Source organism: Janthinobacterium sp. SUN176 (assembly GCF_030587335.1).
Lineage (GTDB): Bacteria > Pseudomonadota > Gammaproteobacteria > Burkholderiales > Burkholderiaceae_D > Janthinobacterium > Janthinobacterium kumbetense.
This window is the reverse complement of record NZ_JAPWIA010000001.1, coordinates 608,306-627,740: the sequence shown is the minus strand read 5'-3', so window position 1 is coordinate 627,740 and position 19,435 is coordinate 608,306. Positions and strand designations below refer to the sequence as shown.

Here is a 19,435-nt window from a genome sequence, read left to right as displayed (position 1 = left end):
TCAGCAGGACGGATCAAACATGACAGCCATCATGTTTTGACGCGACGCTAAACATGACGATCATCATGCTTAGCGTCGCAAGCATGACGCACGTAATGTATGATGTCAACAGAAATTATTTGATGATCGGGAGAACACCATGCGATACCCTGCGGCCGAGACGGCAGAAAAACACCAGCGCATCCTGCAGGAAGCGGCGCGGCTGTTCCGTGAACAGGGCTTTGACGGCGTCAGCGTGGGACAGATCATGAAGGCGACAGGACTCACGCATGGCCCCTTCTACAACCACTTTGCCTCGAAGGAAGCGCTGATGGCGGAAAGCACGCTGCACGGCTCGGAGCACTCGCGCGCGGCGCTCGATGCGGCAACCATCAGCCCGGAAGCCATGCGCCAGTATGTGCGCGACTATGTGAGCGCGGCCCACCGCGATGCGCCGGGAAACGGCTGCTTGCTGGCGGCGCTGGCCGGCGACGCGCGCAAGCAGCCGGCAGTGCTGCCCGCCTTCACCTTCCACCTGAAATCCATCATCGGCAAGCTGACCACGCATTTTCCGTGGCAGAAAAAACGCCCCCCCCGGCAGGAAGCCATCGTCATGCTGTCGGCCATGGTGGGCGCCGTGGCGCTGGCGCGCGCCGTCGACGATGCCGCGTTTTCGGACGAGATACTGGCGGCGGTCAGCACGGCATTCGCGCCGCCAGCACTTGCGCCACCTGCCTGATCCTGTCGTCCACCGAACCTGACACATCGACAAAGGCGATCCCCCGCCGCGCCAGCTCCGCCTGATACCACGCATGCTGGCGCGCGCGGAAATCCTCGTCGCGGCGCGTGCCGTCCTGGATGAAGGGAAAATCAGGGGCGCACAGCAGCACCAGGTCGTAGCCGTGCTCGGCCAGCCGCGCCAGCTCCGGCTCGGCCTTGCCAAACATCTCGACGCAGTAGAAATACGTCGTCATGGGCGAGGTATCGCAAAACAGCCAGCGCCGCGCGGCCAATAGCGCGTGCGCTTCGCGGTGCAGCTGTTCCCGGCCGATTTTCAGCAAATCGTCATAGTTCAATATGCCATCCTGGCTTTCCCACAGTTCGCGGCCATACTCAGCCACCCAGGCAGTCTCGAAATGCGCCGCCAGCGTCTGCGCCAAGGTGGTCTTGCCGCTCGATTCGCCGCCGAGCACGCACACGCGCGCGACAAAATCGGCGCGCACAATCGGCGACAGGAAGGCGCTGTGCGCATGCGGATCTTGCCGCACCCTGGTGCCGGACTCGGGTACCAGGGTCCTCGCCTGATCCACGCTCACGTGCGCCACCGGCCCGCCGGCATAATGCCGTTCCAGCACCTGGGCAAAGCCGGGGCCATAGTCTTCGCTGGTGAACACGGCATCGACGGGCAGCGCCAGCACCGTCCAGCACAGCCAGCCCATGAAGTGGCGATGCAGCTCGCCATCGTCGTCGTTGTGCGGCAGATGGCGGACAGGCACGCCGCGCGCGGCGCACAGGGCCGCCAGGCGCGCATCGTCCAGCACCACGATGTGCGCCTGCGGAAATTGCGCGCGCAGCCACCGTTCCCTGCGCGCTGGCTCATAGCCGGGAAATTCGGGCCTGGTGTAGCTGACCACCAGTAGTTCTTCGCAGGCGTCTTGCGCGCGCTTGATCAACAGTTCATGGCCCTGGTGCAGCGGGCAAAATTTGCCGACCACGAGGCCGCGTTTATAAAGGTTCATGCCACTGCTTCCTGCAAATCCGAGGTGTATTGAATGATCTTGTCTTCCGCCAGCAGGGTCTCGACGGTGATGGCGCCGAAAAAAGGCGCGAGCAAGGCGCGCGCCCGGTCAGCCTGCGGCATGGCGTTCGGCGCCAGGCGCAGCGCGATGCCGCCGTCGCCATGCTGGTGCACGCCGAACAGGGCGATGGCCAGCGGTTTCAAGGCATGCGTGATATCGATATTATTGATCCACTCGCCCGTCATCGTCCTGTAGCGCAGGGGGCTGCGGCCGGCCAGCCCCACCAGCACGGGGCCGTGCGGGCCATGCGCCAGCGAGGCGTAATCGCCCGTGCGGTAGCGCACCAGGGGCAGGCAGAAATTGAAGCCGCCCGTCACCGTGATTTCGCCGCGCGCGCCGTCCGGCACGGGCTGGCCCGCACTATCGAGGATTTCCACGTACAGCCGGTGCTGCAGCAGCACGTGGCCGCCCGCCTGCTCGTCGTAGACGGCGACCGGCCCCACTTCATTGAGCGAATAGATATCGAGCACGGGGCAGCAGAACGCCGCTTCGAGACGCGCGCGCATGCCGGGCAACAGCATCATCGACACGGACAGCAGCGCGGCGGGCTTGTGCGCCATGGGCAGGGTCAGCAACTCGGCAAACGAGATGGGGTCGCCCGCGATCAGCTCGGGCGCCATGGCGTCCAGGTAGCGCGCGCGGTCGTCCGGGGCGCGCCAGTCGTCCGGGTGCAGGTTGATCTTCGCCAGGCCGGATTCGTTCATCGTCGGCGTGACGGAGACATAGGTGAAGCAGCGGCGCTGGTGCCCCAGCAGCATCACGCCCACCTGCCCCGCGCCATGGCGCAGGGTCACGCCGAAGCGGCGCAGCGCGCGCTTGTGGAAGGCCAGGTAGCGCCCCGCCACCAGCGGGTGCGAAGCGATCAGCAGCGGATGGCCCGTGGTGCCCGTCGTCTGGAAATTGATCATGCGCGCCAGGTCCGCATCGTCGGGCACGAAGGCGGCGATGTCGTGCGCCAGTTCGGCGCGGCTGATGGGCGCCACGTCCGCCAGGCGCGCGGGCGGTGAGCCGCAGGCGCGGTAATGCGGCACCGTGGCGTAGACCGTCCTGAGGAAATCCGCCAGCCAGGGCGGCGGCACATCGGCGCTCCAGCCGATATCCGCCTGCATGACTTCCTGCTCGTAGGCGCGCAAGGCCGCCACTTCCGCCGCCTGCAGCTTGTTGCCGCTGCGGTTGCGGTAGCTGGGCGCCGCCGGGTGGCTGCGCAGTTTTTCCAGCATGCGCACGCCCTCCTGCGTCAGGGTGGGACAGTAGTCGCGGTCCGATTCCCAGGCGCCGCCCGGCAGATTGACATCAGCTTTGCCAGCGAGCGTCATTCGCGCGACCACTTGTCGGCCGATTCCTCGGCCGCCTTCTTCGCCAGCGCCTCGCGGATCTCCCGCGCGCGCTGTTCGGCCAGGCGGCTCGCTTCAAGCAGGCGGCGCCGCTCCGTGCCGCTGATGGCGGACAATCTGTCCGTGGCCTGCGCCACGCTTTCGTCGAGGGGCCGAAAATCCAGGCGCGCCAGCACGATGCGCGCAAGTTCCTCGCGCCGCTCGGGGTCTTGCGTGAACTGGTGGGCCGGCGTGGCGGCGGCCAGTTCGCGCGCCGCCTCGCCCAGTACCTGCAGCAAGGCTGGCTGCGGCAACTTCTGCGCGGTGAACCACTCGTCGGCCAGCAGCCAGCACAGGATCATGGCCAGCGCCAGCCGGTTGCGGTCCGCCTTCACTTGCGCGCCGATGAACCCCTGCAGGGACGCGGCCGGCGCGCGCGCGCCATGCAGCAGCAAAACGTCGTTGACCAGCGCCGCCACCGCCACTGCCTGCGCATTGGCGACGCCGGCGATGCGGGGCTCGGCGAGGAATTCGACGGGCGTGTCGGCCAGGCGGTGGGTTAATCTTTCGAGGTGGGGTCCGGGAATCTGCATGTCATGATTGTATATAGTGGCGCTGGCTGAACGCCCGCGCAAAGTCCAGCAAGTCCTCGTAGCGCTCAACGGCGTGAATATCCCAGCCCTGCTCGCGGCGCGCGCGTTTCAAGTCGTCATAGGTCTGCTGCAGCCACTGGTGGCTGGCCGCGCCATCCCAGTCGCGCGCCAGGTTCAGGGCCATGGTGCCGCCCGCACCGCCCTGGGCCAGTGCTTTCGCCGAAATATCCCAGCCGCTGTTGCCCAGTTCATCCTGGTCGAACATGGTGGTGATGCCATCGTCGGAAATCATCAAGATGTGCGCGGGCCGTTCGCGCTTGGCCGCATAGGTCTGACGCAGGCGGTGAATGGGGAAACAGGTGCCGCCGCCAAAAAATTCCGTCAGCACGCCGAGGATCATGTCTTCATCGCGCACGAAACCTGGCGTTAGCATCACTTCGTTCTTGCCGCTCCACAGGGTCACCTGCACTTTCGCGCCCGCGCGCAGGGCGGACAAGGCGATGACGGCTCCGGCCAGGGTCAGGAACGAGGTATGCGCCTGCGGGTTCGGCATGGAGCCGGAACTGTCCACGTACATGTCCAGGTCGACGGGCACGGCGTCGGTGGCGCGCGCCGGTTCGCGGCCATACACGCGGCGCACGGTGGTCACGCCCGGCACGGGGCGCGGCGACTGCATCACGGACTGCAGCCAGTCGATGTCTTCCAGCGGGTCGCCAATTTCCCATGGCTCCAGCCCTTCCATCTGCGGCTCCGGCGATTCGGGCGCCGGGCGGCTGGGAAACGCCACCAGGTGCGGCAAAGCCCGCTCGCGGTAGTAGCGGATGGCGATTTCATGGTCGCTCAAGTCCACGCCCGACGCCTTCAGAATGTCGCCCAGCTCGAACGGTTCGCGCAGCTGGCCGCCGCCCGACCTGACTGGCGCCTCGGCCGCAGGTTCGGCGGCAGGTTCCTCGCCATCGAGGCCCGAGATGCGCTTGTCGTGCACGGGATGGATGGCGCCGTCCTCTTCGTCATCCTCGATCTGCTGCGCGCCATACGTCTGGCAGCCGCGTGCCGCGTCGCGCGTGTCCTGCAGATAGCGGCTGGGGTCAATGTCACCCAGGGCATCCGTATCTTCCACCAGGTAGGGCAGCAGCAAGGTGGCGAAGCGGCCCGCCGCCAGCATCCAGTCGTTCGCGTAAACACGGATCAGGCGCGCGCCAAGCCAGGCATCCGTGTCCAGGCGTTCGTCTGCACTACCGCCTCCGAGTTCGCCCTTTTGCAACTGCCACAGATTTTCATAGATGCGCATGTACAGGGTCCACACGCCGCCGCTGCCTTTGGCATTCGCCTCCGCAGAGCGCCCATGCTGCAGTTTGCGGTAGATATCGGCCATGCGCAGATTCGCCTGGCGCTGCAAACGGTCGTTGATGAACAGGTCCGTGTACAGGTTGGCCACCATGGGCGCATGCTGCTCCAGGGTCGGCAAGGCGCGGCGCATGCGCGCCAGCAGGCGGAACTGGTCGCTGGCGCTGCCCGGCGCGAGAATGTGGTGGCCGATTTCATGGGCAAGCACTTCCAGCGCATAGTCGTCCAGGCCCAGCTCCGTCACCAGCGGCAAGTCCACCACCACGCTCTGGTCCAGCAAGCGGATCATGGCGAAGCTGCCGGACAAGCCCTGCCTGCTGGCCTCGACGCGGCTGGCGCACAGGTTCGGGTCGCGCAGGCGCGTAAATTTGCTCCACGCGGCCAGGGCCTCGGGCCAGGCGGCGCGCCAGCGGTCGATCAAGTCGGCATCGTTCTTCATGCGAGCGGCAGCAAACGGATCGCGTGCGTCCACGGCGACGTGATGGCCAGCGTGTGCGCATTCGCGGCAAGCGCGATGTCACCTGCCGGCAGGTCGAGCGCGATGCTGCGCGCGCCGACGTGAACGGTGGCCCCATCGAGGCGCACGGACGCCGGCACGGCGGTTTGCGCCAACTCAAACTCCTGCGCCGTGGCGCTGTGCAGCACGGCGCCATAGGCATCGGCCACCAGCAAATAATGGCGCTCCGCGCTGCGCACAGCGAAGCCAAAGCCGTCCGGCGTGGCGCGCACTTGCGGCGGCGTGGCGAAGGCGCCGCCCAGGCCAGTAAAAGAACCGAACTCCCTGCCCTCGGCGTTGCCGCGCCACGGATTCGCCATGAGCTGCGCATGCACCTGCGGCCAGTGCGCGCCCGGTTCGCCAAAGGCGGCCAACGCCAGCGCATGCGGCAAGGTGTCGGCGGCGGCCAGCGCGCCCTGGCGGAAATGCGCGACGCCGGCGCGCCAGGCCAGCACCTGGCCCACGGCGCGCAGCTGTGCGACGCTGCCGACTTGCGGCGCGACGGCAGCCATCCCGGCCTGCCATTGCGCGGGCCGCGCGCCCGCCACGGAGGAAATGTGGATGGCGGCGTTGCTCAGCATGCCCAGCACGTCGACGGGGGCCATCGCCAGCAGCGGCGCAAACGATGGCGCCAGTTCGCGCCAGACGGTATTGAGGAAGGGATTTTTCGCGGCCGGACCGGCCAGGCCATGGCCCACCAGCTCCAGGGCCATGTCGTAGGCGGCCAGGGTCGCGCCGCCCGCCCGCTCGGGTGCTGCGGCGGCCACGGCCACCACCAGCGGATCGACGCCATCGTGCAAGAAGGCGCCAAAGGCGGCCATGTCGAGCGCGGGAAAGCGCCGGCGCGCTTCCGCCGCGCGGCCGTTGAACTGGGCGCGGCCACTGGCAAGGATAGTTGCGAAGGCAGGAGAAATCATTGTTCCTCCTCAATCGCTGTGCGAAAAATGCAGCAGATAGCGCTCATCCCCTGATTCGAACGCGATCTCGTCCCAGTGGATCGCGTACCAGAAACCGGAGGGCGGCGTCATCGTCACGATATGCACAGTGAATGCGGCCAGCGACATGTCCAGCGCCTCGAGGAAGGCGTTGACGAGGCAGGCGCGGAAACGGTCCGGCGGCGCCGTCCGCATGTGATCCGACGAAAAGAACCAGCGCTGGCACACCTGCTCCAGGTGCGCGCGCCCGCACGGCGCCACCGTGATCTGCCACAAGGGCGCCGGCAAGTCGCGCGCCGGGATGCTCACACTCAGGGCGTAATCTTTCACCCGCAAGCCCAGCGCCGTGAGCAGGTCCGGCGCATCGGGCAGGCGCTGCAGCTCATAGCTTGCGCACAGGTCGCTGGCCTCGCTGTTCAACATGGCCAGCGCGTCGAGAAAACCGCGGCAATGGTCGATGTTCAGTGCGTCGTTCATTGCGAACGCAACCAGCTGCGGTAATTCGTATAGCGCTGGTGCAGGTACTTGAGCTTCAACAAATCATCATACAGGGGTCCGTACAGCTTTCTTCCTTTTGTACGCTCGCCGATCAGCTTTTCGATGCGGTTCAACCGCGCCAGGGTCTCGCGCTCGCTCACGCCATCGAGGCCCAGGTCGAATTCGGCCGACAGCACGCCGACAGGGTCATCGCGGTCCAGGTCCAGGCGGTTGAATTCATCGTTCGACAGATCGAACAGGCGGCGCAGCCAGCCCAGCCTGTCGCTGCGGTAGGCGGCGTTTTCCGGCAGCGCGAAAAATGGCGCATCCGGGTCCGGCTGCAGCTTGTTATGCAGGACGAATGGCAGCACCTGGCGCAAGTCTTCCAGCTCCACCTCGCCATTGCCGCGGAAATACGCCATGGCCTTGGCGTAGATCAAGAGCGCCATCAGGGTGCGCACGGAAATGCCATTCAAGGTCTGGCAGCCGAGATCCTTCAAACGGTCGCGCCCATTGTCGGCCGCCTGCGCGGCGCCACGGTCGGCGCCGGCCAGGCGGGCCGTATCCTTGGTCATGTATTCGAACTGGCCGCCCGCCGTCTCGAACAGCTCGAACTGGCTGGCGAAGAATTCCAGGCGGCGCCGCACGGCTTCGGGCACGCCCACCTGGCGGATGGATTCGCCAATCTGATCCACCTCCGCTTCCGTAAAGATGATATCGGGTGGCACCAGCTCTTCTGGCCGCACGTTTTCTTCCACGCGCAGCAGCAGTTCATTCAGGAAGCGGGGGTTGAAGGCCAGCGCCTGCACCGTCACGTCGACCCGGTCGCGCAGCGCTTCGATCACCTGGTAGGTGCCGCCGCCCTGGTCATCGTTGGCCGTCAGATACCAGGCCGCTTCCGGGCATTCGTAAATATGGTTCAGCACTTCCGCGTAATTGTCGCCCATGACGGTGAGCAGCGCGCTTTGCGTGCGCGTGGGGATGCGGTTGTATTCATCGACGATCTTCACGCGCATGCCCAGCCAGGCGCGCCAGGCGATGCGGATATCGTCCATGCTTTGCGCGTTGACCAGGTCGGCCGGCAGCGGATTGCCGAGCAAGTCGGCCACCGTCATCTGCGGATGGCCATGCTGCATGGCGCGCTTGACTTCCTTGACGGTGGAACCGGCCAGCACGCCCATCAACAGGGCGCTGGCCGTCTTGCCACGCCCCGGCCCGCCGACGAACAGGCATTTGCGGCGCGTGGCGAACGTCAGCAGGGGCAGCAAAATGAAGCTGGAATAGCTTTGCGCCGACGGCAAATTCAGGGTGCGGCGGCTGTCGCCCACGGCATACGTCTGCGACGGGCCATCGTTGTATTCGATATCGTAATGGGGGCTGATGATGGCGTGGTTGACAATCCAAAAGTATGCCTGACGCAGCTTTTCATCGAAAGGCCGGGCTTGCGCCTCGCCTTCCGCTCCCAGCGCGATGGGGCCCTGGTACAGGTCCGCCACGTCGAACTGCCGCGCGGCGGGCGCCGCCTTGGGTTTGGTGGGGGCCTGGGACAGGCGCTGGAACAGATTAAAAGACGGCATGGCAATATTCTTCCATTAAGGAAATGAAATTATTGCACAAGCCACCTGCAAGCACCGGTTCGGATGAAAAGCAGCTCAGCCCGCCATCGGTGTGGCCAAAAACACCGGCTGCCGCTCGGCCAGCGCCGTCAGCGCGGCCACGGCCGGAGAATCGCTGGCCGCCATCACGTCGGGCACCATCTGCTGAGCAAAACGCATGATGGATCCCGTCGCTAGCGATGCGGCCAGAGCAGGTCAACCTTCTCGTCGTCGCTCAGCCACCAGCGCTTTCCGTCCTTATCCTTGTGCACACCGAATATTTTCTGGTAGTTGTAGGTCTTGCAGTGCAGCTTCAGCCAGGCGTGGTAGTAGTCATCAAGAAAAGCGCTGAATATCTGCTGGAAGCGTGGTTCGCTGGCGTCTTTTTCGGGCAACTCGAAGGTGCCTAACCTGGCAACGATGTGCGCGATGTCCGTCCTGCTGACGCCGTCGAGTTTCACGGGATCGGGCAAGGCGATCCTGAACGCCAGCACTTCCGCCCCCTCCTCTTCCCACCACTCGCGCAAATTGAAGCGGGAAATATCTTTTCCGCTTAGTGCCTGTAATTGATCCGCGAGTCTGTCGTATTCGGCGTTGTCGTCGTCGCCATGTGTGTCACAGAACTGCGTATAAGCCAGTATCGATGCCAAAATCGTGGCATACCTTTCTTCTGCCACAGCCAGTGGGGGCTCCAGCGCGTTCTCTGGTTTCATGCTCATCCTTGTTTGATGACGGGTGCCGACGCCTCGGCGCGCCAGCGCCACCAGCCCAGCGCCACGCACACGAGCAGCAAGGCCAGCAGCCCGGCCACTTCATGGCGGATTTCATACAGCGAGGCGCCCATTTGATTAAGCGCAACAAAGCCCTGGATGCCGGCCGTGGACGGCAGCAGCCAGCGCAGCCATTGCAGCACGACGGGCATGGACGACACGGGCCAGGTCAGGCCCGCGAGGAACAGCACCGGCATCGAGGTGGCGATCATCAGCTGCGTGCCCCGCTCGCGCGTGCGGAACAGCATGCCCAGCAGCATGCCGAAGGCCGCCTCACACAGCGAGAACAGCACCAGCAGCAAGAGCATGCCGCCAAAGTTGCCGCCACGGGGGTAATCCTGGAACCAGAAGACAAAGCCGAAGAAATAGCAGCAGTTCAAAAACGCCACGCAGGCAAACGCCAGCAGCATGCCCATGTACCCACCCGCCGTGCGCCTGCCCGCCACGGGGAAGGCCTTGCGCTGGTACCATGTGCCGAACAGCATGGTCATGCCGATCAGCAAAGTCTGCTGCACAATGAGAGTAGCCACTCCTGGCACGACATAGGCGCCATAGCCTTCCTTGACGTTAAACAGGGGCACGGCGTCGAAGGCGATGGGCGAGCGCTGCTGGTTGGCCTGGATGGTGGACGGCGTGCCCGCGCCCAAACGCTTGAGCTCAATACCGGCCGACACCGTGCCCACCACTTCGGCCAGCCCGTTCAGGGCCACCTTGTTCAGCATCAAATACAAGCCATTGCCCGCCACTTGCGCGTGGGCGGCGCGGCCGGCCAGCACGTCCGTCTGCAAACCATCGGGAATGATCAATACGCCCATGATCTGGTCGCGCCATAATAAATCCTGTGCGACGGGCAGGTCCGGCGTGACGGCGACCACGTGCAGCGATGGGTGGGCCATGGCGAAGCGCGTCAGCTGGCGCGACATGGCGCTGCGGTCCTGGTCGACGACGGCCACGGGCACGCGCTGGACGATTTCCGTCGAATACGGCAGCGGATAGAAGAATGAATAGATGATGCCGCCGATAAACAGCAAGGTCAGCGCTCCCTTGTCCGTCAGCATGGCGCGCCAGGTGGCGACAAAGGCCGGCCAGATCATGTGCGCCCCCAGGCCGCAGGCGCATTCGCGCGGCGCGCCAGCAGGAACACGCCCACGGCGCCGCAGCCGATGGCGATGCCGGCCAGTATCAGCATTTCCTGCACGCCATAGCGCCACGGCGCGCCGGCCAGCCAGTATTTCGTTTGCAGCTGCAGATAATGCGTAAGCGGCAAGGCTTCCGCCCAGGCGCGCGCTGGCGCCGGCATGGCCATCAAGGGAAAAGCCTGGCCCGCAAACGCGAACGCGGGCGCCGTGATGAAGGCCGCGCCCGACAGCGCGAGGCGCAGGGACAGGGTGGCGGCGATCAGCAAGGTGGCCAGGCCGCAATACGCGAGCACCAGCAGCAACATGCTCAGCAGCAATGCCGGCAAGCTGCCCGCCACGGCCCAATCCCGCGCCAGGCTGAAGAACAGCAAGTACAGCAGCGCCAGCGCGCAATAGGCGACGAGGGGGAACAGCAGCTTGGCGCCCACGGCGCGCAGCCAGCTGCCATGGGCCGAGGCCAGCCATTGCGGCACCGTGCCGTCGCGCAACTCGCGTCCGATACTCGTGACGACGGCGACGACGATGAAAATCTGCAGCATGGCCGGCATCAGCGCCAACGTTAAAAACGCTTCATAGCTGATGTTTTCGTTATACAAACTGTTCAGGGTCGTGCGTATCGGTTCGAACTGGGCCGCCGCCTGCACGCCCGACATACCCTTTTTCACCCGCGCCGTCATCTCGATGCCGGCCGACAAGGTCGTGCTGACCGTGCGCACGTCGCGCAGCAAGGCGCCCGCGTGCGAGGAAAACTGCGCGTTGTACAGCCATTGCACGGTGGCTTGCCGGCCGCCCAGCAGTTTCTGCTCGAAATCGTTCGGGATCAGCAGATAGCCGAACGCCGTGCGTTCGCGCAAGCGATGCAGGGCTTCATCGCTGGACGCCACTTTCGCCGCCACCTCGATGCCGGGCGAAGCGTCGAGCCAGCGCGTGAGCTGGCGCGACAGGGTGGAATTGTCGTTATCGATGACGACGATGGGCAAGTCGCGCGCGATGCCAGCGGAAAACACCAGCCACAACATGCCGCACAGCACGACAGGAATCCAGCTGAGCATGCCGAAGTCCCAGAAGTCGCCGCGCAGCCGCCGCCACTCGCGTGCCAGCGCCGCCGGCTGCTCTTTGTCAATCTCGCTCATCGGCTATCAGAGCGGCGGGAACACAACCGACATGCCCGGACGCAAGCCCTCGACCTTGATGGCGGGACGCAAACGGATTTCAAACGTGCGCAAATCCGTGCCGCCCGGACGGGCCGCGCGCCACGTGGCGAAGTCCGACAGCACGGCAACCGAGCTGACCTTGAAGCTCAGTTGCTGTTTCAAGGCCGGCACGTTCGCCGTGTGCGTGCTGCCCATGGAAAACGCCGCCATCTCGTCTTCACGCACTTGCAGCACGGCCCAGGCGTCATCGAGGTTCACCAGGGTAATCACGGGGAAACCTTGCGGCGCCAGTTCGCCCGGCTGGATCTGGATCTTGCTGACCTGGCCGGCCACCGGCGCGGCGATCTTCGTCTCGGCCAGCGCGATCTGCGCTTCCGTCAGTACGGCGCCTACCTGGCGCGCCTGGGCGGCGGCGGCCGTCTTGTCTTCGGGACGGGCGCCCTTTTGCGCCATATCAAACTGGGCGCGGGCCGCTTGGGCCAGCTGGTCGGCGGCGCGCCATTGGGCCTGCGCCTCATCACGTTTCTGCTGGGCAATCACGCCTTGCTCGAACATATTGTTGACGCGGGTATAGGTGGTCTTGGCGATGGTGGCCCCCGTTTGCGCCCGCTCCCAGTTCGCTTTCGCAGCCGCAATTTCTTCCGGACGCGCTCCCGCTTGCGCCTTGTGCGCCACGGCTTCGGCCGCTTGCGTGGCGGCCGTCGCTTGCGCGATCTTCGCATCCACTTCCGGACTCGTCAGCTGAAACAGCAGCTCACCTTTCGGCACCGTCTGGCCCAGCTTGACGTACAGCTCACCCACCCGGCCCGGCACTTTCGACGAGACATTGACTTCCTGCGCATCCATCTGTCCCTGCAATGGCAGGCGCTGCGGCTGGAAGGCCTGGTACAAGCCCCAGCCCACGAAGGCCAGGACAATGACGGCGGCGACTATGGCCAAGGGTTTTTTGGAGGTACTCATTATTATTTGTCCACAGGTAATTGGATATCGGCCGCGGCCGCCAGGCTGCCCAGGCGCTGCGTTTCGCCCGTCGCTTCCAGCAATTGCGCCAGCCCCATCACATAGTTATAGGCCGTCTGCGCGCGCTGGGTTTCCACCTTCGCCAGGTTCAGGCGCGCGTCGACCACTTCCAGCGACGTCACTTGCCCTTGCTGGAAAGCCACGGTTTGCAGGCGGATATTTTCGCGGGCCAGCTCCACCGACGAGGCCGTGGACAGGTACTGGATGCGGGCGTTTTCCAGCGCGCGCCAATTCTTTTCGATCAGGGTGGGAATGTCGCGCTCGGCCTGGCGCGCCACCACTTCCACCCGCTCCTGGTCCAGCTTGGCGGCGGCAATCATCTTGCCCGTATTGATGCGGTGCACGAGGGGCACGGACACGACCAGGCCGACGGCCCAGTTCGAGCGCACGAGCTTTTCATTGCCGCGGTTCAAATTGTAGTTACCGATGGCAAACACGGTAGGCGCGTATTCCTTGCCATGCAGCTTCAAGGCTTGCTCGGCCTGCACGCGCTTGCTGTCGATCTTTTTCCAGTTCGCATTTTCGCGCATGCCCGTGCTGATGAACGATTGCAAGGTGCCAACCGGCAAACTGTTGACGAACAGCGGCGTGCTGGGGCGCACTTGCGTATTGACGGCGAGCAAACGATCGAGCGCCACCTGGGCGATTTCCTCGTCGCTGCGCGCCTGCGCTTCGTCGCTGCGGGCGCTGTCCAGGGCCACGTCGGCGCGCAGGCGTTCCGCGCGCGAAATCAGGCCGCCCTTTTCCAGCTTGGCCGCGTCGCGCTGGTGCTGCGTCACGCCGGCCGTCACTTCGGCCCGCACGGCCACCACTCTCTTGGCCAGCAGCAACTGGAAATAGCGCTGCGCCACCAGGGTGGCCAGTTGCTCTTCCGCTTCCGTGCGCTCGGCCTGCGCGGCCAGGGTCAGGCTCGATGCCAGCCCCTTGACGGCGTCCAGGCGCCCGCCCGTGTAGATGGGCCACATGCCCAGCAAGCCGAACGAGGTCAGGTCCGTCACCACTTCGCGGTTCAGGGAATTGGGAATGTGCGGCGTGGGCAAGCCGGGAATGGGCGGCAGCACGGATTCGATGCCGCCCACCACGCCGGACAAGCCGCTCGTGTCGATACTCAAATCCGTCGACAAACGGCCGCGAAACGCCGTCAAGTCCACGGAAGGACCATCGATATTCGACAGCGCCTCCGCCTTGAGGGTTTTGGCGCGCACGTCGAGCGCGGCGCCCTGCACGGCGCCCGAAGCCTGGGCCGCCTGCTGCAGCGCTTCGTTGAATGTCAGCGGCGCGCCGGCCGGCAACTGCGCCAGGGCGGGCATGGCCGCGCCCAGCGCGCCCGCCAGCAATAATGATAAGTGTCCTTGCAATCTGCCCATGTAGCGTCCAGTCAATGAATGAGGGGAAAGCACGGGGTTGCCATGTTTATACTTTCACAATAGCAATTATATCTACGGATGTCTATTCCAGCCTGCACTATTGGTTACCGGAGCCGACACATAAAAACGGGCGCCTCTTGCGGGGCGCCCGTTGAGCTCAAGCAGCTACCCGGCGAATTACTTCTTCGCCTTCTTGCCGCCCTTCTCCTTTTCCTTTTCAAATACGGCAAAGAACTCGGACGCCATGTTGCGGATGGCGCGGCCGATGTTGGCGTAGTCGTATTCGTTCAGGTTGGCCAGCGACACGCGGCCGGACGGGTGCGTGGTGCCGAAGCCGCGGCCAGGCAACAGGATGACGCCCGTTTCCTCGGCCAGGCGGAACAGCGCTTCGTTCGGTTTGAGCTTTTTCAGCAGCCACTGCGAAAACTCCACGCCATGCATCTGCGCGGCCAGCGATTCCATGTCCAGCAGGTGGTAGTAGCGCACGGAATTGGCGTCGTGCACCATCGGCAAGCCCAGTTCGCGGTACAGCGCTTCCTTGCGGCGCAGCACGATACGCTTCATCGACTGCTTGTACTTTTGCTCTTCATCCATCAGCGAGAACAGGGAGAACAAGGTCATCTGCGCCTGCACGGGCGTGGACAGGCCGGCCGTATGGTTCAGCGCCACCGTGCGGCTGTCGGCTACCAGGCGGTCGATGAATTTCAGCTCGCGCGGCTCCGTCGTGATGGAGTGATAACGCGCATCGAGCTGCTTCTTGATGGTTTCCGGCAACTTGGCAATCTTGTCGTCGAGTACATTTTTCTCATGCGTGGCCACCACGCCCATGCGCCAGCCCGTCGCGCCGAAGTATTTCGAGAACGAATACACGAGGATGGTGTTGTACGGGCACATGGCGAACAGCGAGACGAAGTTGTCGGCAAACGTGCCGTACACGTCATCGGTCAGGATGATCAGGTCCGGGCGCTTCTTGATGATCTTCGCAATGTATTCCAGTGTGTCATCGTCGATCTTGACGGATGGCGGATTGCTGGGATTGACGAGGAAGAAGGCCTTGACTTTCGGGTCCAGCAGCTTGTCCAGCTCTTTCTTTGTGAATTGCCAATTGTTCGATTGAGGCGCATCAATATGCACGGTGTTCAGCTTGTAATCATTGAGCTGGGGAATCTCGATGTACGGCGTGAAGATCGGCATGCCCAGGGCAATCGTGTCGCCTTCCTGGATGATGTGGTTCGATTTCAGGCTGGCGAACAGATACGTCATGGCCGCCGTGCCCCCTTCGACGGCGTACATGTCGAAGTTGCCGACGAAGGGATGGTCGCCGATCATTTCGCGGTGAATATACTGGCCGACGATTTTCTCGGACAGGCGCAGCATGCGATCCGGCACGGGATAGTTGCAACCGAGAATGGCTTCGCACATCTCGTAGATGAAGTCGCCCGCGTCCAGGCCCAGCTGGTCGCGTACATACGACATGGCTGCCTCGATGAAATGCACGCCGGGGTTGCCTTCATGCTTGCGCACGAAGATTTCGAAGCGCGCCTCGATGCCGTCGCGCGTGGGGAAGCCGCCCACGTCATCCATGTACACATAGGAACGTTCCGCTTCCGTCATGGCAAACTGGCCGAACTGGAAGAAGCCGTGGCGCGGCGTGGTGGCCAGGAAATTCGGGTTGCCGCGGCCCGCATTGAGCATCAGACGGTTGCTTTGCTTGGCCGTCTGGATCAGCGCATCCTTCAATTCGAAGGGGCTCAACAGCGCGAGTTTGCTTGGGTTACTGAAATCCATTTCAACGACTCCTTATCAACTGACAATATGGGAAAAGCCCCGCACAGGCGGCTTAGGTCCTGCAAATACGCCCGACTCAGACGAAGGCCACGATCAGCGGCCCCAGCAAGGTCAGGAAAACGTTGGCCAGGGCATACGTAATGGCAAACGGTACGGTGGGGATCGAGTTTTGCGCCGCGTTCAGCACTTCGCCGAACGCGGGATTGGCGCTACGCGAACCGGACAAGGCGCCCGCGAAGATGGCGACGTTGTCATAACGCAAGATGTAGCGGCCGATCAGCATGGTCAAGATCATCGGCAGGATGGTCACCACCACGCCCACGCCAAACAGGGTCAGACCGTGTTCGCGCACGGTTTGCACGGCTTGCAGGCCGGACGTGAGGCCGACGACGGCAACGAAGCCGGCCAGGCCCAGGTCTTTCAGGATTTGCACGGCGCCGCTGGGCATGTAGCCAAACGTCTGGCGCTTGGCGCGGAACCAGCCGAATACCAGGCCCGACAGCAGCACGCCGCCGCCGCTGCCCAAGGTCAGCGGAATCGAGCCGATGCGCGCCACCAGCAAGCCCACGAGCAAACCGACGACGAGGCCGGCGCCCATGTAGACGAAGTCCGTCTTGGCGCTCGGCACGATCATGTAGCCCACTTCAGCCGCCACGCGCTTGACGTCCTGCTCGGCGCCGTAGATGGTCACCACGTCGCCCGTCTGCACGACGGTTTCCGCTTGCATGGGCAGAATCTTGCCCATGCGGCTCAGTTGCACGACAAAGATGCCGTGGCGTACACCCGGCGCCGTGGCGCTGCGGATTTCGCCCACCGTCTTGTTGTGGTAAGCCTTGTTGGTCAGCACCATGTCGCGGCGCTGCATCACCAGTTCCATGCCTTCGACGGCCAGCAATTCCTTGCCCAACTGGGAAGACACGCTGAGCATGGCTTCGCGGCGTCCCACCAGCAGCACGATATCGTCGGCCGCCAGCACCAGGTCCGGGCTGACGTCGATGATCTGGCCATTGCGTTTCACGCGTTCGATGGTGATGGCCGTGCTCGGATGGGCGCTTTCGATGTCCGCCACGGAGCGCCCGGCGCCCGGACCCACGTCGTAGATGCGGCCGATGAGGTCGGGCGCGGCCGGCGTCTGGCCCGGCCCCAGCACTTGCACGCCCGCCTGCAACGCCGTTTCCGCCTTGATCGCATCTTCGCGGATGGTGCGCCCCATGAGTTTCGGCAAGATATTGACGCAGACAATGATGGCGCCAAACGAGCCGAACACATACGTCACGGCATAGCCGACGGCCACGTTGCCCTGCAGGCGCGCCACCTCGTCGGCCGCCAGGCCCAGCTTGGTGATCGCGTCGCCGGCCGTGCCGATGATGGCCGACTGCGTCAAGCCGCCCGCCGCCACGCCGGCCGCCAGGCCCTTGTCCAGGCCAAAGACCCTGGCCAGGATGACCACCGTCAGCAGCGCCGTCACGGCCAGCACGACGGCCAGGATGATTTCGCGCACCGACTGGCGGCCCAGGGAATTGAAGAATTGCGGCCCGCTTTCATAGCCGACGGCGTAGATGAACAGCGCGAACAGCACCGATTTCACGCCGGGATCGATGGCGACGCCCACCTGGCTGACGAGCACCGCCACCAGGAGTGAACCGGCGACCCCGCCCAGCTGAAACGAGCCGAACTTGATCTTGCCGATGTAGTAACCCACTGCCAGGGAGAGAAACAAGGCAATTTCAGGCGACTTCTTGAATAACTCATGCAACCATTCCATGCGGACCGCCTTTCGTGTTGAAGGAATTCTTTACTGCGTTTGCCCTTGCTGGCTGCTCATGCATGCACCGACCCGGCCAGGGCCACGATCAGCGGCCCCAGCAGGGGCAGCACCACGTTCGAGATGGCATACGTAATCGTGTAACCCAGCAAGGGCGTGGAATTGCCGGCCGCGTTCTGCACGGCGGACAAAGCCGGCGTACTGCACTGCTGGCCGGCGATGGCGCCCAGCAGCACGGGCGCTTCCAGCTTGAGGAAAAAGTGCCCCACCAGCAGCGACAGCGAGGCGGGGATGACGGCGATCAAGACCCCCATCAGCGGCAAGGACAGACCGTACTGGCGGATCAGATCGATCGCCTGCGGCCCCGACGCCAGGCCCACGCAGGCGATGAAGGTGGCCAGGCCGATATCCTTCATCATGTCGAGCGCGCTGGAGGGGATGCCCTGCATGCCCGGCTTGCGCGCCTGGTACCAGCCGAACACGAGGCCCGTCAGCAAGGCGCCGCCGCCCGTGCCCAGCGAAAACGGGATGCCGCCCAGCTTGGCACTAAAGCCGCCGATATACACGCCCAGCACGATGCCGATGCTGGCGTAGACGATATTGCTGCGGTCGCCCGTGGGCACGCGCTTGCCGATGGCGGCCAGCGCCGTGTTCAGCTCGCGCCCTTCCGTCGTGCCGTACAGGCGCAGCACGTCGTCGCGCTGCAGGGCCAGGTCCGGCAAGGGCGGCATGCTGTGCTCGCCACGCACGACGGCCGCCACGTGCACGCCGGAGGGCAAGGCCAGCTGGCGCAAGGGCTGGCCCACCAGCGCGGCTTGCTGCAGCACCACTTCGACGGCCGAGACGGCCATATTCAAACCCGTCGTGTCGGCAAATTCCTCGCCCAGGATGGCTTCGGCCGCCACCAGCGCGGGACGGTGGCCGATCACCAGCACTTCGTCGTTATTGCGCAGGCGCAATGCCGGTTCCAAGGGCAAGACCTTGCCATGCCGGCGCACGCGCGTGATGCTGGCGCGGCCCGCAAAGATATGCTGCAAGGCGTCGAGGCGGCGTCCCGCGCCGCGGCTGATGCGGTAGGCGCGCCCCACCATCTCCGGCGTGGCTTGCACGCCGTCGCCGTCGGTCTGCGCGCCGCCCATCTTTTCCCACAACTTATCGGCTTCTTCGCGTAGGTTGACACGCAGCAACAGCGGAAAAATCTGGCTGGTGACGATGACGATGGCGATCAGGCCGAAAATGTACGTGATGGAATACGCGGTGACGACGTTGGCCTGCAGCTCGGCGATGCGGGCGGCCGGCAGCGCCAGCTTCGAGATGGCGTCCGTGGCCGTGCCGACGACGGCCGACTCCGTCGCCGCGCCCGCCATCATGCCGGCCGCCGTGCCCTGGTCCAGGCCCAGGAAACGCGTGGCCAGCAGCACCAGCGCCAGCACCACCACCACTTCGATCAGGCACAGCAGCCCTAGTCGCAAGCCCTTGGCATTCAGGTTGGCAAAGAACTGGGGGCCGCCCGCATAGCCGAGGGCAAAGATGAACAGCATGAAGAAGACATTCTTGACGCTGGCGTCCAGGGTGATGCCCAGCTGGCCGATCAGCAGCGCGGCGACCAGGGTGCCGCACACGCCGCCCAGCTGGATGGGGCCGAAGCGTATCTGCCCTGCCGCGTAACCGAGCGCCAGCGCCAGGAACAGGGCCAGTTCCGGCACCTGGTGCAATACGGACGTGATCGAATCGAGCATGGACGAACCTTCGAAAAGATAACGGATGGTGACAAGGGGACAGCGCGTTCGGCGGCTGGCGGCAGCTGGCTGTGGAACGGGCGCACGGCTCCCGCACGACACCTGCGGCAAGCGCTTGTGCTGGGAACGTAGTCCAAAAGAGTTGCAACGTGGAATTAT

At 64.4% G+C, this 19,435-nt stretch carries 17 protein-coding genes; 1 reads left to right on the top strand and 16 read right to left on the bottom strand.

Annotation, left to right across the window (positions count from 1 at the left end; all coding sequences use genetic code 11):
* The first annotated feature begins 139 nt into the window (after window positions 1–139).
* Window positions 140–718 (top strand): TetR/AcrR family transcriptional regulator, encoded by a 579-nt coding sequence (locus O3299_RS02910; RefSeq protein ID WP_289911676.1) that lies wholly within the window; start codon window positions 140–142, stop codon window positions 716–718.
* Here O3299_RS02910 and O3299_RS02905 read toward each other — a convergent pair.
* The 16 genes from O3299_RS02905 to aspT (O3299_RS02830) form a co-directional block, all read right to left on the bottom strand.
* The gene (locus tag O3299_RS02905; protein ID WP_305061456.1) at window positions 675–1,718 is read right to left on the bottom strand and encodes an AAA family ATPase; all 1,044 of its coding nucleotides are present in this window, start codon (window positions 1,716–1,718) and stop codon (window positions 675–677) included. The two genes, O3299_RS02910 and O3299_RS02905, sit on opposite strands and share 44 nt — an antisense overlap.
* On the bottom strand, window positions 1,715–3,094 hold the full coding sequence (locus O3299_RS02900; RefSeq protein WP_305061455.1) for a capsule biosynthesis protein CapK: 1,380 nt from the start codon (window positions 3,092–3,094) through the stop codon (window positions 1,715–1,717). Before O3299_RS02900 ends, O3299_RS02905 begins: the two co-directional genes overlap by 4 nt.
* The gene (locus O3299_RS02895; protein WP_305053288.1) at window positions 3,091–3,684 is read right to left on the bottom strand and encodes a hypothetical protein; all 594 of its coding nucleotides are present in this window, start codon (window positions 3,682–3,684) and stop codon (window positions 3,091–3,093) included. Before O3299_RS02895 ends, O3299_RS02900 begins: the two co-directional genes overlap by 4 nt.
* A gap of 1 nt (window position 3,685) precedes the next feature.
* A complete protein-coding gene (locus O3299_RS02890; protein ID WP_305061454.1) occupies window positions 3,686–5,470 on the bottom strand; it encodes a VWA domain-containing protein in 1,785 nt (594 codons plus the stop codon).
* On the bottom strand, window positions 5,467–6,444 hold the full coding sequence (locus O3299_RS02885) for a hypothetical protein (protein ID WP_305061453.1): 978 nt from the start codon (window positions 6,442–6,444) through the stop codon (window positions 5,467–5,469). Before O3299_RS02885 ends, O3299_RS02890 begins: the two co-directional genes overlap by 4 nt.
* Window positions 6,445–6,453: 9 nt before the next feature.
* Entirely contained in the window at window positions 6,454–6,939 is a 486-nt protein-coding gene (locus O3299_RS02880; RefSeq protein WP_305061452.1) for a hypothetical protein, read from the bottom strand.
* Window positions 6,936–8,516: an AAA family ATPase gene (locus tag O3299_RS02875; RefSeq protein WP_305053292.1), complete on the bottom strand. Its 1,581-nt coding sequence runs from the start codon at window positions 8,514–8,516 to the stop codon at window positions 6,936–6,938. The genes O3299_RS02880 and O3299_RS02875 overlap by 4 nt, the downstream gene beginning before the upstream one ends.
* Window positions 8,517–8,591: 75 nt before the next feature.
* A complete protein-coding gene (locus O3299_RS02870) occupies window positions 8,592–8,714 on the bottom strand; it encodes a hypothetical protein (RefSeq protein ID WP_305061451.1) in 123 nt (40 codons plus the stop codon).
* A 14-nt stretch (window positions 8,715–8,728) separates the two neighbouring features.
* A complete protein-coding gene (locus O3299_RS02865; protein WP_305061450.1) occupies window positions 8,729–9,247 on the bottom strand; it encodes a hypothetical protein in 519 nt (172 codons plus the stop codon).
* A gap of 2 nt (window positions 9,248–9,249) precedes the next feature.
* Window positions 9,250–10,398 (bottom strand): ABC transporter permease, encoded by a 1,149-nt coding sequence (locus O3299_RS02860; RefSeq protein WP_305061449.1) that lies wholly within the window; start codon window positions 10,396–10,398, stop codon window positions 9,250–9,252.
* On the bottom strand, window positions 10,395–11,576 hold the full coding sequence (locus O3299_RS02855) for an ABC transporter permease (RefSeq protein WP_305061448.1): 1,182 nt from the start codon (window positions 11,574–11,576) through the stop codon (window positions 10,395–10,397). Before O3299_RS02855 ends, O3299_RS02860 begins: the two co-directional genes overlap by 4 nt.
* A gap of 6 nt (window positions 11,577–11,582) precedes the next feature.
* A complete protein-coding gene (locus O3299_RS02850; protein WP_305061447.1) occupies window positions 11,583–12,557 on the bottom strand; it encodes an HlyD family secretion protein in 975 nt (324 codons plus the stop codon).
* A 2-nt stretch (window positions 12,558–12,559) separates the two neighbouring features.
* A complete protein-coding gene (locus tag O3299_RS02845; protein ID WP_289899050.1) occupies window positions 12,560–13,984 on the bottom strand; it encodes a TolC family protein in 1,425 nt (474 codons plus the stop codon).
* Window positions 13,985–14,161: 177 nt separating this feature from the next.
* The gene (locus O3299_RS02840) at window positions 14,162–15,772 is read right to left on the bottom strand and encodes a bifunctional aspartate transaminase/aspartate 4-decarboxylase (protein ID WP_099664621.1); all 1,611 of its coding nucleotides are present in this window, start codon (window positions 15,770–15,772) and stop codon (window positions 14,162–14,164) included.
* A 76-nt stretch (window positions 15,773–15,848) separates the two neighbouring features.
* On the bottom strand, window positions 15,849–17,537 hold the full coding sequence (gene aspT, locus O3299_RS02835; protein ID WP_305060089.1) for an aspartate-alanine antiporter: 1,689 nt from the start codon (window positions 17,535–17,537) through the stop codon (window positions 15,849–15,851).
* Between the two features lie 56 nt (window positions 17,538–17,593).
* Complete coding sequence (gene aspT / locus O3299_RS02830; RefSeq protein WP_099664623.1) at window positions 17,594–19,276, bottom strand: aspartate-alanine antiporter; 1,683 nt, start codon at window positions 19,274–19,276, stop codon at window positions 17,594–17,596.
* Window positions 19,277–19,435 lie beyond the last annotated feature (159 nt).